General features: G+C 45.3%; 15 protein-coding genes and 1 pseudogene. 8 read left to right on the top strand and 8 right to left on the bottom strand.

The window, feature by feature from the left end:
- Positions 1-39 precede the first annotated feature (39 nt).
- Positions 40-1,167 (bottom strand): 3D domain-containing protein, encoded by a 1,128-nt coding sequence (locus tag QZ998_RS13425; protein WP_296561340.1) that lies wholly within the window; start codon positions 1,165-1,167, stop codon positions 40-42.
- 477 nt (positions 1,168-1,644) lie between these two features.
- On the opposite strand from QZ998_RS13425, the gene QZ998_RS13420 reads away from it, so the two are divergent.
- Positions 1,645-3,018, top strand: coding sequence for a TrpB-like pyridoxal phosphate-dependent enzyme (locus tag QZ998_RS13420; RefSeq protein WP_296561339.1), 1,374 nt, complete (start codon positions 1,645-1,647; stop codon positions 3,016-3,018).
- A 107-nt stretch (positions 3,019-3,125) separates the two neighbouring features.
- Here the strand turns inward: QZ998_RS13420 and QZ998_RS13415 are convergent, their stop codons facing one another.
- Both QZ998_RS13415 and QZ998_RS13410 read right to left on the bottom strand, forming a co-directional pair.
- The gene (locus QZ998_RS13415; RefSeq protein WP_296561338.1) at positions 3,126-4,685 is read right to left on the bottom strand and encodes an ASKHA domain-containing protein; all 1,560 of its coding nucleotides are present in this window, start codon (positions 4,683-4,685) and stop codon (positions 3,126-3,128) included.
- A 24-nt stretch (positions 4,686-4,709) separates the two neighbouring features.
- Positions 4,710-5,063 (bottom strand): rhodanese-like domain-containing protein, encoded by a 354-nt coding sequence (locus tag QZ998_RS13410; protein ID WP_296561337.1) that lies wholly within the window; start codon positions 5,061-5,063, stop codon positions 4,710-4,712.
- A gap of 424 nt (positions 5,064-5,487) precedes the next feature.
- Between QZ998_RS13410 and QZ998_RS13405 the strand changes: the two genes are divergently transcribed.
- A complete protein-coding gene (locus QZ998_RS13405) occupies positions 5,488-7,080 on the top strand; it encodes an FMN-binding glutamate synthase family protein (protein WP_296561336.1) in 1,593 nt (530 codons plus the stop codon).
- 152 nt (positions 7,081-7,232) lie between these two features.
- On the top strand, positions 7,233-8,453 hold the full coding sequence (locus QZ998_RS13400; RefSeq protein ID WP_296561335.1) for an SHOCT domain-containing protein: 1,221 nt from the start codon (positions 7,233-7,235) through the stop codon (positions 8,451-8,453).
- A 121-nt stretch (positions 8,454-8,574) separates the two neighbouring features.
- Here the strand turns inward: QZ998_RS13400 and QZ998_RS13395 are convergent, their stop codons facing one another.
- The 3 genes from QZ998_RS13395 to QZ998_RS13385 all read right to left on the bottom strand — a co-directional run bounded on the left by QZ998_RS13395 (position 8,575) and on the right by QZ998_RS13385 (position 11,506).
- Positions 8,575-8,832, bottom strand: a complete 258-nt coding sequence (locus QZ998_RS13395) for a hypothetical protein (protein ID WP_296561334.1) — start codon at positions 8,830-8,832, stop codon at positions 8,575-8,577.
- Positions 8,833-8,934: 102 nt separating this feature from the next.
- Positions 8,935-10,752, bottom strand: coding sequence for a S8 family serine peptidase (locus QZ998_RS13390; RefSeq protein ID WP_296561333.1), 1,818 nt, complete (start codon positions 10,750-10,752; stop codon positions 8,935-8,937).
- 181 nt (positions 10,753-10,933) lie between these two features.
- Complete coding sequence (locus QZ998_RS13385) at positions 10,934-11,506, bottom strand: hypothetical protein (protein ID WP_296561332.1); 573 nt, start codon at positions 11,504-11,506, stop codon at positions 10,934-10,936.
- A gap of 264 nt (positions 11,507-11,770) precedes the next feature.
- Between QZ998_RS13385 and QZ998_RS13380 the strand changes: the two genes are divergently transcribed.
- The 5 genes from QZ998_RS13380 (at position 11,771) to QZ998_RS13360 (ending at position 21,144) form a co-directional block, all read left to right on the top strand.
- Positions 11,771-12,463: a TetR/AcrR family transcriptional regulator gene (locus tag QZ998_RS13380; RefSeq protein ID WP_296561331.1), complete on the top strand. Its 693-nt coding sequence runs from the start codon at positions 11,771-11,773 to the stop codon at positions 12,461-12,463.
- Positions 12,464-12,749: 286 nt separating this feature from the next.
- Complete coding sequence (locus tag QZ998_RS13375; RefSeq protein ID WP_296561330.1) at positions 12,750-13,379, top strand: corrinoid protein; 630 nt, start codon at positions 12,750-12,752, stop codon at positions 13,377-13,379.
- Between the two features lie 90 nt (positions 13,380-13,469).
- Positions 13,470-14,453, top strand: a complete 984-nt coding sequence (locus QZ998_RS13370; protein ID WP_296561329.1) for a uroporphyrinogen decarboxylase family protein — start codon at positions 13,470-13,472, stop codon at positions 14,451-14,453.
- Between the two features lie 614 nt (positions 14,454-15,067).
- The gene (gene gltB, locus QZ998_RS13365; RefSeq protein ID WP_296561328.1) at positions 15,068-19,651 is read left to right on the top strand and encodes a glutamate synthase large subunit; all 4,584 of its coding nucleotides are present in this window, start codon (positions 15,068-15,070) and stop codon (positions 19,649-19,651) included.
- 17 nt (positions 19,652-19,668) lie between these two features.
- Positions 19,669-21,144, top strand: coding sequence for a glutamate synthase subunit beta (locus QZ998_RS13360; protein ID WP_296561327.1), 1,476 nt, complete (start codon positions 19,669-19,671; stop codon positions 21,142-21,144).
- A gap of 88 nt (positions 21,145-21,232) precedes the next feature.
- On the opposite strand, the gene QZ998_RS13355 is transcribed toward QZ998_RS13360, so the two are convergent.
- Together QZ998_RS13355 and QZ998_RS13350 are read right to left on the bottom strand one after the other, a co-directional pair.
- Positions 21,233-22,198, bottom strand: a complete 966-nt coding sequence (locus QZ998_RS13355; protein WP_296561326.1) for a chitobiase/beta-hexosaminidase C-terminal domain-containing protein — start codon at positions 22,196-22,198, stop codon at positions 21,233-21,235.
- A 114-nt stretch (positions 22,199-22,312) separates the two neighbouring features.
- A pseudogene (locus QZ998_RS13350) lies at positions 22,313-22,533 on the bottom strand (aldehyde ferredoxin oxidoreductase N-terminal domain-containing protein); the annotation flags it as partial.

Raw genomic sequence — 22,533 nt, 5'->3', positions numbered from 1 at the left:
GGATGTGCCACGCACATCCTTCTTTTGTCTTTGATTCATTTAATAAATAATATAAGCTTCCAAGTTCTGTCGTCCAAATTGAATGCAGGCATCATAGGAATCCATATAAATATCAACGATTCCCTCCGTAACTGCACCGCCGCGATCTTCAACCGTATAGGTGGTGCCCATCGCCGGAATATAAATCTTGGTTCCAAAGGGCAAACCTTTCCAGGCTGCTACGGTATGATTCGCTTTAGGCATCACACCCGATGCGGTGGCATTCCCGGTTGCCGTATAAGCGGTACATTGGATCGTCATTTTGACAGCACCTTCGGGAATGGTAGTGGTGGCGGTTGTCTGAGTTGGAGCAGTAGCTGGTGTTACGACCACCGGAGCCTGGGCTGCAGCCGGGCTTTCAACCACAGGTGCTTGCGGTTCTGCCGGGGTTTCGACAACTGGCGCTTCCGTGACGGGAGCCGGGGCTACAATCGCTGCTTTCGTGCCAACTTCAACAATTTCTGGTATCGGCGCTGTTACAATTTCATCGAAAATAATTTCCCGCTTGACTTCCACCCCGTTTTCATAAAGCACCCGTTCAACTTGGCTGGATTCGCCGTCAACGCCAACCTGGATAAGCTTGGTTTTGCCGGTTTCCATTTCCGGGTTGTCTTTATTCTGGGTGGTATAGGTGACAACCTGCCGGCTTGGCAGTTCATCAACTTGTACCCGAATGACCTCAACTTCTTTGACATCTTTTAATGATGTAGACTTGCCTGGTTCAACCCGGTCAAGATCATTTAGTTTTAGATCATACTCATTGAGTAAATCACCAACTGTTTCGGCTTCGGTCTGATAAATAATCGTTTTTCCATCAACAGACAGTTGACCGCTAGCCTTGCTTTTCACTTCAACATGATTAACCGTAAACAACACCGAGTTGGTATCGACATTGACGGAATATTGATCTCCTAGTTCAATGCCATTACCTTCTAGCACCGCACCGACACTCTGGAACATGCCACCACTGAGCATTCTTTCGGTATCATCAACGGTGACCTTGATCTCCTTGGCAAAAACAAAGGAACTGGCGGTTCCTACCACACAGGTGATGATCACGCTGGCCATACCTATTTTAAGGATCGATTTTTTTCTTCTATTCGGGCTGCTATTCTCTTTTTCTATCATAAAACCTCCATTTTCATTTCAATCTTTCCAATCGAAAGTCTGTTTCGTTACAATTTCTTTACAAATCGATTGTACTTCATTTCCCGATAATTGTCAAGATTAGAATTTACTAATTGACTTTTCTTAATGTTTCATTTAAAATATAGATAATTAGATAAAAACAAACCGTTGATGCGGAGATAACGGTGGAAGATGCACTAACAGAGAGCGAGGTAGGCTGAGAGCCTTGCAGAAGGCAATCCATCAAATGGACCGCTGAGGGCATGGTCAAAGGCTTAGGCTGAGTATTCCATGACGTGACAACTACGTCAGTGTTGAGGAATATGTTGGTATTCTGCAGAGGCAGGTTTGATCCTGTAAAAAAAGGTGGCACCACGAGTCGTTATACTCGTCCTTTACGTTTAGTAGAGGACGAGTTTTTTGTATTTACAGACCGCTGTCTGTAATGAGTTAACCACAGAAAGAAAGGAAATAGTCATGGAAAAGATACCCTATAAGATTTATTTAAGTGAAGATGAGATGCCAAAATACTGGTTCAATCTGCGAGCCAAAATGAAGGAGCTGCCAGAGCCTTTTGTGAATCCTGGCACCGGTGAATACTGTAGCAAAGAAGAACTGCTGCCGGTATTCTGCGAAGAATTAGTCGACCAGGAACTCAATACTACCGATGAATTCATTGAAATTCCTGAAGAAATCCAGAGTTTCTACAAAATGTTCCGGCCCTCGCCGCTGGTTCGAGCCTATTGTCTGGAAAAAGAATTAGATACGCCAGCCGAAATCTACTATAAATACGAGGGCACTAACACCTCTGGCTCCCATAAACTAAACTCTGCTGCTGCCCAGGCCTACTATGCCAAAAAGCAGGGTTTAACCTCATTAACTACCGAAACCGGAGCCGGACAATGGGGCACTGCCCTGTCAATGGCCTGTGCCTACTATCATCTGGACTTATCCGTTTATATGGTTAAGATTTCAGCCGAACAGAAACCGCACCGTCGGGCGGTAATGGAAACCTATGGTGCCAAGGTGATTGCCTCGCCTTCCAACACCACCAACGCCGGCCGAAAAATCTTAGCCGAAACCCCGGATACCAACGGATCCTTAGGCTGTGCCATCAGCGAAGCGATTGAGGTGGCAGTCACGACCGACAGCTGCAAATATGTCCTGGGCAGCGTCTTAAACCATGTCGGTCTACACCAGTCCATTATTGGGCTAGAAACCAAGATCGCCTGCGACAAATATGATATCAAACCGGATATCATCATTGGCTGTGCCGGCGGTGGATCCAATTTACTGGGTCTGATTGCCCCCTTTATGGCCGAAAAAATCGAAGGCCAGAATGACATCGACTTTTTAGCTGTCGAACCGGCGTCATGCCCATCGTTAACCCGGGGACGCTATGCCCTGGACTTTGGCGACACCGGAAAAACCACCCCGCTGATTCGGATGTACACCTTAGGCAGTGGTTTCATGCCATCTCCTAACCACGCCGGCGGATTACGCTACCACGGGATGAGTCCGATCATTTCCAAGCTTTACCATGACGGTTACATCCGTGCTAAATCTTATACCCAAAATGAAGTTTTTGAGGCCGCCACCCAATTTGCCCGAATCGAAGGGATTCTGCCTGCGCCCGAATCTGCTCATGCGATTAAAGCCGCCGTTGATGAAGCGATCGCCTGTAAGGCATCCGGCGAAAAGAAAATCATTGTCTTTGGTTTAACCGGTACCGGCTACTTTGATATGACCGCCTATATGAACTACAACGCCGGCAACATGACCGACTATGTTCCGACTGATGAAGATCTCCAAATCGGTTTTGACAGCCTGCCCCAAATGGAAGTGAAATAGATTTTTTCTTAAATAAGAACCCCGGTGATTGGTATACCAATCACCGGGGTTCTTATTGTTTTACTTATTTATTTGAAAGCTTATTTATTTGAAAGCTTACTAAATTACTACCGAAATCGTCCCTGTTTTCTAAGCGCGGCCTTAACCGTGGGATAGAGATCAAAGTCGGTGTGCGGTAGAAAGCGGGCGGCATACATCCGGGAGATAAAGTCCGTGGCCGCTCCAAATTCCAGATATTCGATCCGTTCCTGAAGCCTGGTCACTTCCTCCATTTTCTGATCATCCGTTAACAACACATAAGCGCCCTGCAAGGAGCTATTACCCAACGAAACAAAACGTTCTCTCGGTAAATCAGGATAAAGGCCGATGGTGATTGCCGACTCCAGATTGATATACGTCCCAAAGGCTCCGGAAACATACAGTCGATCGACATCGATCGGTTCAACCCCCAGCCGTTCCAGCAGATAGGCAACCATGGTAGAGGCGGCAGCTTTGGTATCGATGAACTGGCTCATATCACTTTGGGTAAACAGCAGTTCTTGACCATTGCCTGATTCTTCCCGGCTGGCGTATAGGACTCCATACTCGCCGTCACGAATCACGATCCGCGAGGACTTCTCGGGATTAAAGCGGCCGGAAAAATCAATCCAACCACTTAATAGCATTTGAGCAATCAAATCAACAATCCCGGATCCGCAAATGCCCCGCGGCCGATGCCCGCCGATGGTCGTCAACCTGAGCTCATTTTCGGAAATGATAACCGAGTCCACGGCACCGGCGGTGGCCTTCATGCCATTTTTACTAATCCCGCCTTCTAGTGCCGGTCCGGCGGCTCCGGCGCCAGCCACTAGAAAGTGCTTATTTCCTAAGACCATTTCACCATTGGTGCCAATATCAATAAATAAGCCTAATTCATCTTTTTCGTGAAGTCCGGCAACCAACAGGCCACTGACGGTATCGCCACCTAAATAGTTGGCCACCGAGGGCATGCAATAAAGATAGCCACTGGTGTTAAGGCCGAGATCGCGGGCGTCCAAATAACCGGTATGGTTAAACACCGGCGCAAAGGGATACTCAAAGATAGGCCAGGGATCAATCCCCAATAAAAAGTGGATCATCGTCGTATTGCCTGAAACGACCATGATGCAGGACTTCTCAGCACTGATCCCAGTTGCTGTTTCTAGGCGGCTCAACAAAGCATTAAAGGTGCCCAGGGTTGCTTCCTGTACTGCAATGAGATGATCGGGTTTATTCTTGGCATAAAAGATGCGGCTGAGGATATCATCACCATATTGAATCTGATGATTTAAAATACTTTCTTCCCCCAATACCTTTCCGGTATTTAGATCGACCATCTTCATGGCCACTGAGGTAGAGCCTAAGTCCACCGCTAGGCCAAAATGAGCATCGCGCTGATCCCCGGACTCCAGTTCCACCAGCTCCCAGACTCTACCGTTTTTTAATAGGGTCAGGGTAATCTCCCAATTAGCCTCGCGGCACAAGGGGTATACTTTTTTGAGCAGACGAGGGGAAAAACGCACCGTCCCGAAATCTGGGGTCAATGCGCTTTGAATACGTTCCTGATCACCGACAATATCACCATTTCCGGGAGGTGATATTTTTAGCAATATTTTTCTAGTTAATGCCTGAATCCTTTGTTCTCCCATAACTACCTCATTTTTTGTCTTTATTTAATGACTGCCACTGACGGTTCCATATTTCCAACCGCTGATGCCGCCAAGATTGTATATGTTTTGATATCCCATTTTAACCATCTGGCTGGCGGCACTTTGGGATCTGCCGCCACTTAAGCAATAAACAAAAATGGTGGCATTTTTATCCGGTAGGATTCCACCGACTGTCTGAATTTGACTCAGTGGCAGATTAATGCTGTTGGGAATATGCCCACTTACATATTCGGCTTTTTCTCTGACATCGAGAAGTACGATCGGTTCATTGGCATCTAATCGTTTTTTAGCCTCATCTGGGGACATTCTCTTGACTGAATTTTTTGATTCTGATTTTCTTGATAATAAGTTTAACATAATAATACCTTCCTTTATATCATTTATTCGTGCAAATTTCAAATCTTCTTTGATTAACTATATTTTACCGCCTTTCCCGATTTTTTTCTGTGATGACATCACAGAAGATCGAAATTTTCGAAATATTTTTCGGCCATAAATTAGGTCGCATTATGCATACAACTGTCCGCAAAATTAGCCCATTTATATCAGGATGGTTAATTTTTATTATATCTGTCGTTAAAATAAAAACAAAACCGTTTTTGATCCCCGTTTTTGTCGGCTTTTCACTGTTTCGAGACTCTATTGACAATCTTAATATTTGATTTATAATGGTAAAGTAAGTTTTTAGTCGAGTGTAAAGCTAATGGATAATTTGCAAAGGTGCAAATCATCGTCAAAATTTTACATAATTTTATAAACAGATTTTCAAGGGGGAAAATTAATGAATCTTCAAAGACCTAATGGCAATGACGCCACCGAAACCTTTAACCGCTCAAAAAGTATTGTCCCATGTTCTGGGCTCTGTTCACGCTGTGTGGATGGATGTCGCGGAAATTGCGAAGTTTTCAAGGCCACATTCAGAGGCCGGGAACTGATCTATCCAGGTCCTTTCGGTGATGTAACCGCCGGTGGTGACAAGGACTATCCCGTCGATTATTCTCATTTAAATATTCAGGGTTATGCCCTGGGTGCCAAAGGCCTGCCCAATGGCGAAGTAGGAACACCAGACAATGCCCGTTTCCCAAATGTCAGTACTGAATGTGCCTATGGCTGGGATTCTAAGGTAGCGATGAACGTTCCAATCTTTACCGGTGCTTTGGGCTCCACCGAAATCGCCCGGAAAAACTGGGATCATTTTGCCGTAGGTGCTGCTGTTTCAGGAGTTACCATTGTCTGTGGCGAAAATGTCTGTGGGATTGATCCCCGTCTGGTTCTGGACAAAAACAATATGGTGATCGAAGCACCTGACATGGATCGCCGGATCGAAGCCTATAAAAAATATCATACTGGAAAAGGTGAAATCCTAATCCAAATGAATGTTGAAGATACCCGTCTCGGCGTTGCTGAATATATCATTAACAAACACAAGATTGAAACCATTGAACTCAAATGGGGTCAGGGTGCAAAATGTATCGGTGGCGAAATTAAGGTCAATACCATCGAACGCGCCATGGAACTCCAAAAACGTGGTTACATCGTTACCCCAGACCCGATGGATCCAGTTATTCAGGCAGCCTTCAATGACGGTGCGATTCATGAATTTGAACGACACAGCCGTCTGGGCTTTATCAGCGAAGAAAGCTTTATGGAAGAAGTTGAACGTTTACGCGCCTTAGGCTACAAACGGATCACCTTAAAAACCGGCGCTTATGGTTTAAGAGAACTGGCCATGGCGATGAAATGGTGTTCGAAAGCAAAAATCGACCTGTTAACCATCGATGGCGCTCCTGGTGGAACCGGTATGAGCCCCTGGAGAATGATGGAAGAATGGGGTATGCCTTCGATTTATCTGCATTCAGCAGCCATTGAATTTGCCCAGATTCTAGAAGCTCAAGGTGAACGTGTTCCTGATTTGGCCTTTGCTGGCGGCTTCAGCAGTGAAGACGGTGTCTTCAAAGCGCTCGCCCTCGGTGCACCATATGTTAAGGCAGTTTGCATGGGTCGTGCCCTGATGATTCCGGGAATGGTTGGCAAGAATATCGACCAGTGGATCAAAGAGAATAAGCTACCCAAAACTGTCAGCGAATTCGGTTCCACGATAGAAGAAATTTTTGTCTGCTACGAAGCGGTCAAGGACATCGTTGGTTCCAAAGAAATTAAAAACATTCCTTTGGGAGCGATCGGCATCTATAGCTACTCTGACAAAATCCGAGTTGGCTTACAACAGTTGATGGCCGGTGCCCGATGCTTCAATACCGAAAGCATCACCCGCAACGAGCTGATGTCCTTAACTGAAGAATGTGCTAAGGTCACCAAAATTCCATACCTGATGGAATGTGGCCGGGAAGAAGCCCTTTCAATTCTAAAAGGCTAATAATCCTTAATTAAATAATTGTACTTAAGCCATCTGAACTTATCTTAAAGAAAAGGTCAGATGGCTGTTTTTATTTGCTATTTTGCTGATCCTTAGGTAAAATGAAAATAATCAAATAAAATAGTAATTAATCAATTAAAAGGAGATCAATCATGGGATTAAAGGATCTATTTAAAGACGTTACCGATTTGGCCAAGGAAAGTATTGATTCAATTCAAGCCGATTTAGCCCTTAAAAAAGAAGAACAGGATCGGCTAAGAGCCGAGATGGAACTGCGGATCAAAACCTATACTGACACCCTGTTGGAGCAGCTTCTTAATCCCGCCGATGCACCTGCCCAGCCCTTGATTAATGCCACCGATGAGGAAGTCCTTGAGTTTACAAAAGAATTCAATGAGAAACTTTTATTTCCTGCCAACAGCCCGACGGCAACCAGAATTGATATGTACCCTGATGAAGAAAAGCTGCTAAAAAATATTTTGAAAACTTTTTCGACCTATACTGACCAGGAAAAGTTCTTATTTCAATTTAAAGACTCCAAGGGTCAGACCATCCTGCTTACCACCAGTAACCTTTATTTTAAAGTGCTTTTCCCGGAAAACCATTCATTTTTTGTTGTCGGTTCGATTCCCAAAGAAAAGCTCTTTTCCATCACCATCACTAAAGATACTGACCACTGCAAGCTCCTTGTTAACGGGATCACCCTGATCACCAGCCCAGCCGAAGGCGTCAAAGATATTGATATTATCACCTTAACCGAGTATCTCTGGCGCCTGAGCAACAATGATTTTGTGATTGCTGATGACCAGGTCGATGCCTTCATCGCTGCCAAACTCGATCCCACCACCCGCGAAATTGTTAAAAGTTTTCTGGAGCCTGATGAACAGCTAGTCTATTTTGCCTGGGGAATGGGCAGCCTCGTTTCCAAAAAGTTTATCACCTGTACCAGCCGCAAAATTGTTCTCTATGACCGGGATTTAGACACCAGAAAGAGTTTTCCCTACGACCAGATTTTGTCGCTAACCACCCAACTCAGCACCGTTTCTTTTCTCGATTTGTCGCTGACCATGGGAATGAACCCCAATGATACCGAAATAAAAACAGCCGATGCGATCGAAACCATCAGCATCCTCTATGCCCGCGAAGCCCAACAGATAATAAAGATTTATAATGACCATAAACCAGCCGGGGTTGCCGCGGCAGCTCCCGACCAACCCTCATCCGAGCCTTCTGAAACCGTCACCCCAACTGCCGCGCCAGCTCAAGAAGATCCCATTGCGATGATTGAAAAATTGGCTGGTTTAAAAGAGAAGGGAATTATCAGCGAGGAAGAATTCAACCAGAAGAAACAGGAACTGCTGGCTAAATTATAAAGCTGGCACCTAAAAGGAATCAAAAAATAACAACACCATAAACAGGGGGCTGCAAGGCTCCTGTTTATGGTGTTTTATTTATATGGGTGTCCCATTCACTTAAGCTTAAAAATACTCCCTATTAGAATACCAGGGAACGATCTTTTGACCAAAAGGATTTTTTATCCCAGCTGAACTCGACATCGGCATGAATCTCCGAAAAATAATCCTGTATCAAACCGTTCAAATCATCCAGATTGTCAAAACGATTGTCCTTGCTTAAGGCTTCAATCCACATGCTTTGGCCACCGCAGGAATCACTTAAATGGACCTTATAGTCAAGATCCCGTTCTTTAATGCGTCGGTTCACTTCGCTGATATTGTCCCAGCTAATTATCATCTCCAATTACTCCTTCCTTTTTTATTAATCATTACATGTTCTCTGATAATCAATCTACCCCAATTCATCAATTTTAATCAAAATTTTGACCGTTTATTATTTTTAAATAATAAACGGTCGATTGGTTGAGCCCGGTGGTGCATCTTCTTTAGGGACAATTTTTATTTCAATCGCTTCAAGCCTTAAGCCCTTGCCCTGAGTTCCTGAATTTGCGCCATTCTTAGCCCAGTCCAGCCAACCATAGTTCTGGCTGTGTACCCGATAATAAACATCATAGTTGGGTGCATCGGGGCCGGTGAGACGAATTTGAATGGCCTCTAATCGCAATGATTGACCATAGGTTCCGCTGGTTTGACCATCGCTCCTAAAACCCTGCCAGCCAATATTTTGGACATGGGTCTGGTACTCAATACCAAGATTATAGGTTAATTTATCAGTCTTGATTTCGATGCCTTCAAGCCGTAGCGATTGGCCGGAAGTACCACTGCTCTGGCCATCACTCCGCCAACCCTGCCAACCGACATTCTGGACATGAGTACGATAGGTAATGCCAGTTTTTTGATTGGAATTAATCGAAGCCACCGCCGTATTCAGCTGAATCAAACCGCTGCCATAGTAAGGATCACTGCCTGCTGCTCCCAGGTCCAAGGCAGTGCTTTTGAGAATCGCCTCAACCTCTTGTGCATTTAAGCTGGGATCTGCTGCGACTAGTACCGCACAGGCGCCGGCTACGATCGGGCTGGAGAAAGAAGTTCCGCTGGCATACTCGTAACCACCACTTCTGGAGGTCGTTAATACCGATTGACCCGGGGCACTTAAATCGACCCGATCATTGTATTGTGAAAATGATGCCCGGACATTGTTCTTATTAATGGCTCCGACCGAAATAACATGATCATAGGATGCCGGATAGGAATACTGGCCGACCCGAGCATTCCAGGATTCCCCTTCATTGCCTGAAGAAGCGACCACAATTTTTCCGGCGTTGACGGCCTCATTAACAGCCACCGCCAATGAAGAAAAGGTTCCGTAGCCACCAAAACTCATATTGATTACCTTCACCTCTGGCCGCTCAGCTGCTTTTAGCAGTGCCGCACAAATATAAGCCACATCCAGCTGGGTATCGCCACTATAGGCACCGCCAGTCCGATAAGGGGCAATTTTTATATTGGCCAGTCCCGCAATTCCGGCGCCACCAATCCCGTTATTGGCCACAGCCGCAATGGTTCCGCTGACGGCGGTGCCATGACCGGCCAAATCGATAACATTGGGTTTTCCAGTAACAAAATCATACCCAGCCACGATATTGCCGATCAGATCAGGATGATTAACATTTAGGCCCGTATCAATGACCGCAACCACAACCGGAGCCGCATTGTTTACCTGATCCCAGGTCTGGTCAGCTCCAACCCGTTGAAACTGCCAGGCGGCACCACTCACAATATAGGGATCGTTAGGAAGGGCAGTCACTTCAATTTTATCATTTTTATCGACTGTCAAGACATTTGGGTTTTGTTCCATCTCGGCCATCAAGGCCTCTATATTGGTATCTTCGCTAACTTCGATGAGATCAACCCGATTTGAAACCTGTTCACCAGAAACTACCTCTTCATCAGTCAGAGCCAGATTTTTGACATTATCTTCACCGCTATCTTTATAGATGATAATGATCTGCTGATCGAGGTTCTCGTTGATATTAACCGCTGGCACCGCATCAAGGGTTTGTATCTCAGCCGGTGTTTCATTACCCTGCCCCAGCTCTTCATTTATCGCGGTACTGCTATTATCTTGTATCGCTGTCTCAATCGATTGATCGCCAGGATAAACTACATCTTCTGCATAACTCCCTGCTGGAAACAGCAAGAAGAAAACCATCATTATTGCAAGCCATCGTCTTATTCTTCTTATTTTAGTAGTCATGCTGTCCTCCCTTCGCACTGCGGTATCATCTTTGTAGTATTATCCTTCATATGTAATCCTTTGCTTTTATTATAACCATTCCATTTACGATATATTACTATAACATAAATACTTTATATTCTCCCTTCATTTCAGGCAATACTTAAGAATTTTAATATTGGTTTCGCTTATCGGTTTCTGACTAATCAAAAAACATCACCTTGCCGATCGTTCCATCCGTTAAAAAGACGACCTGAAGCATCGTGCCATCGGGATTGATCCATACCCTGATGTAGCTTAGCTTGTTGTCTTCAAAAGGGATCTGGGTAACACTGGTTTCGGTTCCGTCACCGCCGAGCATATTTTTAACATCATCATAGGTGGCGCCATCAGGAATGTTCTCAGCCTGTTCTTTGGTCACAGCTTTTTTTGTTAAAAAAGCCAAATCTTTCGTCATTGAGTAAAACAAGGTTTTACTTGTGGCGATTCCATTTTCATCAAACATAACACTGACCCCAAAACCGCTATCCTCATTCACGTACGTAAAGATGTTGCCCATTTGGGCGCTTTCAGTTGGTGTCACCCGTAATTTTGCATCCACCTCTGCCTTGGTCTGATCCAACTCCACCGCATCATAAAACTCATAAACGGTATCTCTTGAAAGATCAGACTGACCGGTAGCACTACCACCATTTTCACTGCCGCCACAACCGGTCAGGACTAAGATCAGCGTTGCAGCGATTCCCATCACTATTGATAACTTTAACCTTTTCATACTATCATCCTCATCTTTCTTAACCCAAATTATTCGAATAAGAATCAGTTTTGATCCCTTACTAGTCTTGTTTTAATACCCTGGTAGGGACAAGTTAATCAACTTCTTTATGTCTTAGTGACCACTGGTCTGTAATCCTATTTAAGATGCTCTTTTTTCCAACTACTTGTTTGGCTATTTTGTCGGTAAATAATTTAGGCATGGACGGCTTTTCATTTTTTATGCTATTATATTCCTATAATAAAGAGAACGAGGACAATCGTCATGAATACGAGAGATAAAATTTACAATGCTGCCAAGCGGCTCTACCTGGAAAATGGTTACGCTAACACCCCAAACACCCTGATCGCCAAAGAAGCAGGTGTAAATCTGGGTTTGGTTACCTACTATTTCAAAACAAAAGACATCATCGCCAGCGATATGCTTAATAATAATTATGAAACCCTATACTCGCACCTGCTCAAGTATCTTCCCACCAATGATGAGCTATTACAATTAATAACTTTTTTTAAACTGCATTTTCAGTTAACTGGAATCGATCCCCACTACGACCGCTTTATTTATGAAATGAATAAGTTCGATTTGCTTGAAAAAGCTACCCGCGACGGCAATCTCTACTCACTTTACCAAACCCTGGTAAATCAGAACGATCAAATAGATGAATCTGAAAAAGAGCTCCTTTGTAGTTGTGCGGTTACGGCATCCTTTGGGGTGATCCGGGCTTTAACCATGAAACAATATGAAAAAGAAATCCTCATTTCGAAAGACGAGATTTTTGATCTGTGCATCAATCAGATGTTCTATTCTTTGAAAATAGATTATCAAAGCCTGCTCCTTAAATCTTTGATCAGTTCAGCTAACTGCACCGTCGATCGACTCCTTGAAGAATATCCCCAACTAAAAGAAGTTAAAAATTATTTGTACATCGAAGATGCTGCTATTGTTTGCGAACAATAGCAGCATCTTTTTATTTTTAATCTTTATTATGATTTAATCGTTTTCTTAATCGATATTTTAGCATTATACTTTTAATTTACGAATTTAATTGACTTTTTGCTTAGAGTATTATATATTGTAATTGCTTACAAGCAATTACAATATAACGTGCAAACGTTTTTATTGGATGCCTTCATTCGTTTTTAAAAGTTCTTAACGATTTGCTTACGCACACACGTAAACATCGTTAACATAGTTGATATCGGCTGATATCACAACAAATCACATTATACAGGAGGAAAAAAAGATGTCGAAAATTGAAGAAGTCAAAGCAAAGGTCGAAGCCGGAAAGTCGAAACTGGTTCCCGGATTAGTTCAGGAAGCCTTAGACGAGGGCAGCGCACCTGCCGAAGTCCTTCAGGCAATGGTCGAATCAATGGGTGTGGTTGGAGATAAATTCTCAGCTGGAGAAATTTTTGTTCCCGAAATGTTAATCGCCGCCAAAGCCATGTCAAAAGGGGTCGAGGTTCTAAAACCACTGATGGCTGGCGATGGTTCTACCTCCCTGGGTACCTGTGTCATCGGTACCGTAGCCGGTGATCTCCATGATATTGGCAAAAATCTGGTCTCGATGATGATCGAAAGTGCTGGCTTTGATATGGTTGATCTGGGTGTTGATGTGCCAGCTGACACCTTCGTTCAGGCCGTTAAAGATAATACCAATGTCAAAATCGTCGCATGTTCCGGTCTGCTAACCACCACCATGCCCGCCTTAAAAGAAGCAGTGGCAACCGTCAAAGCGGCTTTTCCGGATGTCAAAGTGATCGTCGGCGGGGCTCCGGTAACCCCGGAATACGCAGCTGAAGTTGGCGCCGATGGATATGCTCCCGATGCCGGTAGTGCAGCCGTCAAAGCCCGCGAGTTGGCCACCGCTTAAATTTTATATTCCCACCAATCATAGCAAACTGATTTTAAAATAAAATTCAATTGTTTAAATGAACAGACCAAAATTTTAGGAGGTATTGCGATGTTAACTAAAAGACAAAATTTGATGGAAGTTATTAAGGGTGGCACACCCGATCGATTTGTCAATCAATACGAATTTATGGAACTGATTATGGAAGCTCCGATGGATCTTCCGCTGGCTCCCGCTCCTGGCACGCGCGTTAAAAATAAATGGGGGATCACCTTTGATTGGCCCGCCGATCAAATTGGTTCTTTTCCGATGCATGATGAAGAACACAAGGCTTTAAAAGACATCACCGATTGGAAAAATGAAGTCAAAGCACCTTCCGTATTCTATACCGATGAAGAGTGGGCGGCAGCCGAAGCGCATGCAAAGTCAGTCGACCGTAATGACAAATTTGTCACCGCATTTTGCGCCCCCGGGATTTTTGAAATGACCCATCATTTAATGAGTATGGAAGATGCTCTGATGGCCTTATATGAAGAACCTGAAGCGATGAAGGAGCTGATTGATTATGTTGTTGAATATGAATTGGCCTACGCCGCAGAAGTGATTAAACACATTCATCCCGATGCATTATTCCATCATGACGACTGGGGCAGCCAGATTTCTTCTTTTATTTCCCCACAAATGTTTAATGAGTTCATTGTTCCTGCTTACAAGCAGGTCTATGGATTCTGGAAAGCCAATGGTGTCGAACTGATTATTCACCACAGCGATTCCTATGCTGCCAATCTGGTTCCCTTTATGATTGAAATGGGCATTGATATCTGGCAGGGGGTAATGACAACCAACAATGTGCCAGAACTGATCAAGAAATACGGCGAAAAAATTACCTTTATGGGTGATATCGACAGTGGCCGGGTTGATTTCCCCGGCTGGACCCGAGAAAAAATCTATGAGGATACCAAAAAAGCCTGTGAAGAATGTGGCAAACTTTATTTTATTCCATGCTTAAGTCAGGGCTTAAATATTAGTTCCTTCCCTGGCGTATATGAAGCGACCAGCGACGTGATCGATCAGCTCAGTAAGGAAATGTTCTAGCCCAAGCGTTTATTTATCTAGACGTGATATTTATCTAAATGCAGCAGGCTCGAGGCTTAAATTACTGCACCGCTAAATAAAACAACTAATGATTCCAAGCTAAACGCCATCAAGCTCTATCTCTATTAAACCGTTATTCCGGTTATAATTAAGATAGAGCTATTTTTATCGCCTCTTTTACAAAAAAAACATTAGCCTTTAATTGACCAATCGTTGATATCTGCTCAACGCTTGATGCAACCGCATACAAGGCTTGACTGTGCGGTTTAGAAAAACAATTGAGCGCCATACAAGAACAGTAATTGCACTGATTTGCTAAATACATAACCGCTATACCTTGATTTTACTTGCTTTTGTCGAGAAATTTTGCTGGTAATTATTACACTTTGTAGTATAATTATAAAACTCAATCCGATTAAATACAATAGGGAAGTTTTAATTGATCATCATTTCTTTTATTTAGGATGACACCGTCTTTTTCCTTTGGTCGATATTGATGATCAAAGGACGATCTTGCAATCAGGCAGAATCACACGCATAAAGCTTTACTTTAAATCCTTTGAATTGATTCCCTTAATTTAATAACACGAATTTACTGAGGAAGGTAAAACACGATGAAACACACTAACTTACCACCAAAACAGGGACTTTACGATCCCGCTTTTGAACACGATGCCTGTGGAATTGGAGCGATTGTCCATATCAAAGGAAGAAAATCCCACGATATTGTCAAGCAGGCTTTAACAACACTGATTAATTTACAGCACCGGGGCGGACGCGGTTCCGAACAAAACACCGGTGACGGCGCCGGGATTCTAATTCAGATCCCCCACCAGTTTATGGAAAAAGCAACCATTAAAGAAGGCTTTACCCTGCCCCAACCTGGGGACTACGGTTTGGGGATGTTATTTATGCCCACCGATGCCAACGAAAGAAAGCAATGCGAAAGCATTCTCGAAGAGACGATCAAGAAAGAAGGACAAGACTTACTGGGCTGGCGGGATGTCCCGGTCGATCTCTGTGATCTTGGTAAAACTGCAGTTGCAAGCATGCCATTTCTTAAACAAGTCTTTATCAAGAAAAATCCGATACTCACCGATTCGATGGCTTTTGAAAGAAAACTCTACACCATCCGTAAACAAGTTGACAAAGCAACTAAAAAGCTGGGTCTATCTTTTTATGCGGCCAGCTTTTCTTCCCGTACGATCGTTTATAAAGGGATGCTGACTGAAGATCAGGTCGGTCAATTCTATCTCGACCTTCAGGATCCCGATGTAACCACTGCCATCGCCATGGTTCATTCCCGTTTCAGCACCAATACCTTCCCCAGCTGGGAAAGAGCCCATCCCAACCGTTATGTGATTCACAACGGTGAAATCAATACCCTCCGCGGTAATGTCAACTGGATGTATGCCCGTCAATCGCTGCTGCAAAGCGAGCTCTTTGGCAATGAACTGCAAAAAACCTTTCCGGTGGTTGATGTCGACGGCAGTGACTCGTCGATCTTTGATAACGCCTTTGAATTTTTAAGTTTAACCGGCCGTTCGCTGGCTCATAGCGCGATGATGATGATTCCCGAACCCTGGTCTAAACATACCACCATGAGCCCCGAAAAAAAAGCTTTTTATAATTACCATTCGCGGATGCTCGAACCCTGGGATGGTCCGGCTGCGATCGCTTTTACCGATGGTGTTCGACTGGGGGCAGTCCTTGACCGCAACGGTTTGCGACCGTCCCGTTACTATGTCACCAAAGATGACCTGGTTATCCTATCTTCGGAGGTCGGCGTTTTAGATATTCCACCTGAAAACATTGTCTGCAAGGAGCGTTTAAAGCCCGGTCGGATGCTGATGATCGACACCGAAAAAGGTGAAATCATCAATGATGAAGACTTAAAACATTCCGTTGCTTCCCAGGAGCCTTATGCCAAGTGGATTGCCGAACATAATATCAGCCTGGATCAGCTGCCGCTACCAAAAACAAAAATAAGCGCCGATAAAGAAACCCTGGTTCAACGTCAAAAATCATTTGGTTATACCTACGAAGACTTAAAAGCCCTGATCATTCCGATGGCCAAGGACGGGGTCGACCCCATTGGCGCGATGGGTAATGATATCCCATTAGCGGTTTTATCGGATAAGTCCCAGCTACTGTTTAATTACTTCAAGCAAATGTTTGCCCAGGTAACTAATCCCCCGATCGATGCCCTCCGCGAAGAACTGATCACCGGTACCGAAGTCTATCTAGGCGGCGAAGGGAATCTGATTCATCCCTTACCCGAAAGCTGTCACCAGGTTAGCCTGGAGATGCCGATTGTTAGCAACGAAGAGCTGCAAAAAATCCGCGAAATCGATGATCCGCTGATCAAAACGATCACCCTGTCAACCCTGTTTGAAAGCCATACCGGCGGTGATGGTCTGGAGCAAGCCCTCGAAAATCTTTTTGTGGCTGCTGACCAGGCGATTGCTGATGGCAACACCATTATTGTCCTTTCTGATCGTGGCGTTAATGCCAAGATGCTGCCCATACCGTCGGCACTGGCGATCTCCGGACTCCACCACCATTTAATTAATAATCTAACCCGCACCCGGGTCAGCCTGATTGTTGAATCCGGCGAACCCCGTGAGGTTCATCATTTTGCGGTGCTGATCGGCTATGGCGCCACCGCCATTAACCCTTATCTGGCCTTTGAAAGCATCGAAGATCTGATTAGTCGGGGGATGTTAACCGATGTCGCCTATGAGAAGGCTGTTAAAACCTATATTAAAACCGTCAGCAAAGGTGTTATCAAGGTGCTTTCGAAAATGGGGATTTCAACCATTTTAAGCTATCACGGGGCTCAGATCTTTGAAGCGGTTGGAATCAACTCGGATGTGATTGACAAATACTTTACCCGTACTCCATCGCGAATTGAAGGGATCGGGATCAATGAAATTGCCCGGGAATCGCAGATGCGTCACGATGAAGCCTATCATAATCCTTTTGCCGATGCCGATGCATTGGAGTCCGGCGGAAATTTCCAATGGCGAGCCGATGGCGAGTATCATACCTATAATCCCGAAGCCGTTTATAAATTGCAAAAAGCCTGTCGGATCGGTGACTATCAGACCTATAAGGAATATACGGCCATGATCGATGAACAGAGTCAGCGCACCTGTACCCTAAGAGGCCTGATGGCCTTTAAAGACCGTCAGCCGATTGCCATTGATGAGGTCGAATCGGTGGAAAGTATCTGCACCCGCTTTAAGAGCGGCGCCATGTCTTACGGTTCTTTGAGCAGCGAGGCTCACGAAAGCCTGGCTATCGCCATGAACCGGATCGGCGGCAAGAGTAATACCGGCGAAGGTGGCGAGGATCCGGAGCGACACATTCCGCTGCACAACGGCGACTCCCGGCTTAGTGCCATCAAACAGGTGGCCTCCGGACGTTTTGGTGTCACCAGCCATTACCTGTCCAGTGCCCAGGAAATTCAGATTAAAATGGCTCAGGGTGCAAAACCGGGCGAAGGCGGCCAGCTACCAGGGCGTAAGGTTTATCCCTGGGTTGCCAAAACCCGTTACTCCACCCCTGGAGTCGGCCTGATTTCTCCGCCGCCCCACCATGATATCTATTCGATTGAAGATTTGGCAGAACTGATTCATGACTTAAAAAATGCTAATCGGGAAGCTAAAATCAATGTCAAACTGGTTTCTGAGGTTGGCGTTGGCACCATCGCTGCTGGGGTCGCTAAAGCCAAGGCTGATGTGATTCTAATCAGTGGTTATGACGGCGGAACCGGGGCATCCCCGCGAACCAGCATCCGTCATGCCGGTCTGCCCTGGGAACTGGGATTGGCTGAAACCCACCAGACCCTGGTCCTTAATAACTTAAGAACCCGGGTCAAAGTTGAAACTGACGGGAAGCTGTTAACCGGTAAAGATTTAGCGGTGGCGACCCTCTTAGGTGCTGAAGAATACGGCTTTGCTACCGCCCCGCTGGTTATTCTTGGTTGCGTGATGATGCGGGTCTGTCATCTGGATACCTGCCCGGTTGGGGTGGCAACACAGAACCCCGAACTACGCAAGCGCTTTACCGGCGATCCTGGACACATAGTCAATTTTATGAAATTTATTGCCCAGGAACTACGCGAAATTATGGCAGAGCTTGGTTTTAAAACCATCGATGAAATGGTTGGCCGTTCCGATAAACTAGAAATGAACAAGGCCATCAAGCACTGGAAAACAAAGGGTCTGGATTTCTCCAGTATTTTATACCAGCCTGAGGTACCCGAAGGCGGCGGTTTATTTTGTCAAATCAAACAAAATCATAATATCGAGAAATCCAAAGATTTAACCGAATTGCTAGACCTGTGTCAACCGGCTCTGGAAAAAGCTGAAAAGGTCGAAATCACTACCACCATTAAAAATGTCAACCGGGTGGTTGGTACCATCATCGGCAATGAAGTGACCAAACGCTATGGTGAAGCCGGTTTGCCTGAGGATACTATCACGCTTAACCTGACCGGTTCTTCCGGCCAAAGTCTGGGTGCTTTTATTCCCAAAGGGATGACCATTAAACTTGAAGGTGATGCCAATGACTATTTCGGCAAAGGTTTGTCGGGCGGAAAAATGGTGATCTATCCGCCTAAAGAAGCCACCTTTGTGCCTGAAGAGAACATCATCGTTGGGAATGTCGCCTTCTATGGTGCCACCGAGGGTCAAGCCTATATCCGCGGTGCTGCTGGTGAGCGTTTCTGTGTCCGCAACAGTGGGGTTACCGCTGTGGTTGAATCAGTCGGTGATCATGGCTGTGAATACATGACTGGCGGCAAGGTCGTTATCCTTGGAAAAACAGGTCGAAACTTCGCAGCCGGAATGTCCGGCGGGATCGCCTATGTCCTTGATCTTGACGAAAATTTCTGCGAATCCTGTAATGCCGAGATGGTTGATTTGGTTAAAATTACCGATGCCACTGAACGTGCTGAGTTAAAAGATTTAATAGTGAAACACCGCGATTATACCAACAGTTCTCTGGCTCAAAAAATTCTGGATGATTTTGATACCTATGTCAAACAGTTTACCAAGGTTTTACCGCGCGATTATAAACGGATGCTGGATGCCATGGAACGGGTTAAAGCCCTGGGTCTTACCGGCGACGAGGCCTTAATGGCAGCTTTTGATGAAAATAACCGGGATCTGTCCCGGGTAAGCGGAAATTAGTGAGGAGGTAGACTAAGATGGGAAAATCAACAGGATTTTTAGAATATAAGCGGGAAGTCCCCAGCGATCGGGAACCGCTCGAACGGATTAAAGATTGGGCAGAGTTTCATTTAGAACTTCCCCAAGAAAAACAGCAGCTTCAGGGAGCTCGCTGCATGGATTGCGGTGTTCCCTACTGCCACTCCGGAATGATGATTGCCGGCGGTGCCTCGGGTTGCCCGATTCATAACTTAATTCCTGAATGGAATGATATGATCTATAAAGGATTATGGAAGGAAGCCTTGGCGCGACTGCTGCTTACCAACAACTTCCCTGAGTTTACTGGCCGGGTTTGCCCGGCACCATGCGAAGGCGCCTGTACTGTCGGACTGAACGAACCTCCGGTTACCATTAAGGTCAATGAATGTACGATTATTGATCATGCCTTCAAGGCAGGGTGGATTACCGCTAATCCACCTAAGCATCGGACTGACAAGAAAATTGCCGTGGTCGGCTCTGGTCCAGCAGGACTGGCCTGTGCTGCCGAGCTGAATAAGGTCGGTCACCAGGTCACCGTTTATGAACGTGCTGACCGGGTTGGCGGACTGCTGACCTATGGTATCCCCAATATGAAGCTCGATAAAATTGAGGTGGTAAAGCGCCGCGTTGATCTGATGAGCGCCGAAGGGATTAACTTTGTCACCAGTACCGAGGTCGGCAAAGATTACCCCGTAGCTGATTTAAAAGCCGATTACGATGTTGTTGTGTTATGCGGCGGCGCCACCAAGCCGCGGGATCTACCGGTCGAAGGCCGAAATCTTAAGGGCGTCGATTTTGCGATCGACTTTTTGTCAGCAAATACCAAAAGCTTACTCGACTCCAACCTGACCGATGGTAACTTTACATCAGCCGCGGATAAGCATGTGGTCATTATCGGCGGTGGTGACACCGGCACCGATTGTGTTGCCACTTCTATCCGTCATGGCTGTAAAAGTGTGCTGCAACTGGAAATTATGCCTAAACCACCGGCCATCCGAAATGAGAATAATCCCTGGCCGGAATGGCCTAAAACTTATAAACTCGATTACGGCCAGGAAGAAGCGGTCGCCCTGTATGGTAGCGACCCCCGCCAATACTGCACCACCACTAAAAAAATTGTTGGCGATGCCCAAGGCAATGTAACCGCAGTCCATACCGTCGAAATAGAGTGGCTAACTGATGAGACCGGACGCATGACCATGAAAGAAATCCCTGGAACGCAGAGAGTTCTGCCTGCTGATCTGGTTTTACTGGCGATGGGATTCCTGGGGCCAGATGATTTGCTGGTTGACCAATTAGGTTTAGAACGCAATTCCCGCTCCAATGTTAAAGCCGATTACGGTGTTTACCAGACTAGTGTGCCAAATATCTTTGCTGCCGGCGATATCCGTCGTGGCCAAAGCCTGGTTGTCTGGGCTATTAACGAAGGCCGCGAAGCCGCCCGCGCCTGCCACAATTATTTAATGAATAATTGAATAAACCTTTGCTATTAAGTAATAAAACCAAAACAGCCACACGATCAAAATCGATCGTGTGGCTATTTTATTGTTTTGAGGTCGCTGCCTAGTAATAATAGGTGGCATACATCCCGTTAATAAAAATGGCATTATCCCCCAACGGATTACAGTCAATTGAAAAGCTGTGGGTGCCAGCATCAACAGTCCCGATGGTGCCATTATTCCCCGGGGCGATATTAAAGCTGTAGACTCCATCAAAATAATCACTACCGCCATCGGTTACATTAACCCTTCCGCCAATAAAGGTATAATATAAAACAAAGCCGCTGGATTCGCGAACCTTCCAGGTTCCTTCAATATTACGCTCAAATTGAGCCCGTTCATCAGCATTAGTTGAAGCAGCTGGGGTTGTCGTGGTTGTTTGCGGTTGGGTGGTTTGCGGGTCGGTTGTTTGCGGCTGGGGAATTGAAATTGTATAGGCGGCCGTTTTGATGGCGCTCTGATTGCCGTTTTTATCAATCGCAATGCTCTTCAGGGTAGTATTAGCCTGCAATACAATCGGATTCTCATATTTGGCCGATGCAGCGGTTGGATCAGAGCCGTCGATGGTATAATAAACCTGAACTGCTTCGCCTGAAGGGATCGTAATTGCCACTTTCTGCTCGGTGGTATAAGAACCTTCATTTAACGAATAGCTCGGCAGCTCTAATACCACCCCACTCGTCTGGCTTCCTCCCACAGATCCTGGTTTGACAAATAAATGCTGTCCCTGACTAAACCACCAGAAAGCGATGCCGCCGATTAAGACTAGTGATGCCAATACGACAGTGATAATAATTATCGGCATTTTAGATGACTTCTGCCCCTGATTTGGAGCTGTTTTCGCCTGAATTTGACCCGCTCCTGTAAATTGGGGATGGTCTGGACTGCCAACTAATTTTGACTGCTGATGCGATAAATTAACTTTATCAAAATCGATTACCGTTTCGGTATCGAAACCACAGTTTCCACAAAATCTTTCGCCCGTCTTTATACTGGTCCCGCACTTGGGACAAAACCGCAAATCACTCATTTTTTCCCTCCTCGTATAATATGTTTAGAACCATTACTTTACGGGTCTAAACATATTTATTTTTTATTGTTAATTGAGATATCATAAGGCGTCGCAAGGAGAACAAGAATTGTCCTTCGCTAATCTATGGGCAGCCGTTCCACCCGAATTACTCTCCTTAATACCGCCGGTTAATGGGCTTTTAGCCCCAGCCCATAAACGTCCTGCGTTAGCTGCCATAGTGCCCGACAACAACCCTGGGGCAAAAACCAATTTGTTTTTGTTTCCTAGCGGATGACAGGTTGGTTCAACCTCTTTGGCGACAATGACTGAAGTAAGACCTCTACCCCCAAGCA

The organism is uncultured Acetobacterium sp. (genome assembly GCF_927416815.1).
Taxonomy (GTDB): Bacteria; Bacillota; Clostridia; order Eubacteriales; family Eubacteriaceae; genus Acetobacterium.
The sequence above is the reverse complement of the archived record's forward strand: the minus strand, read 5'-3'. Positions and strand labels throughout refer to the sequence as shown.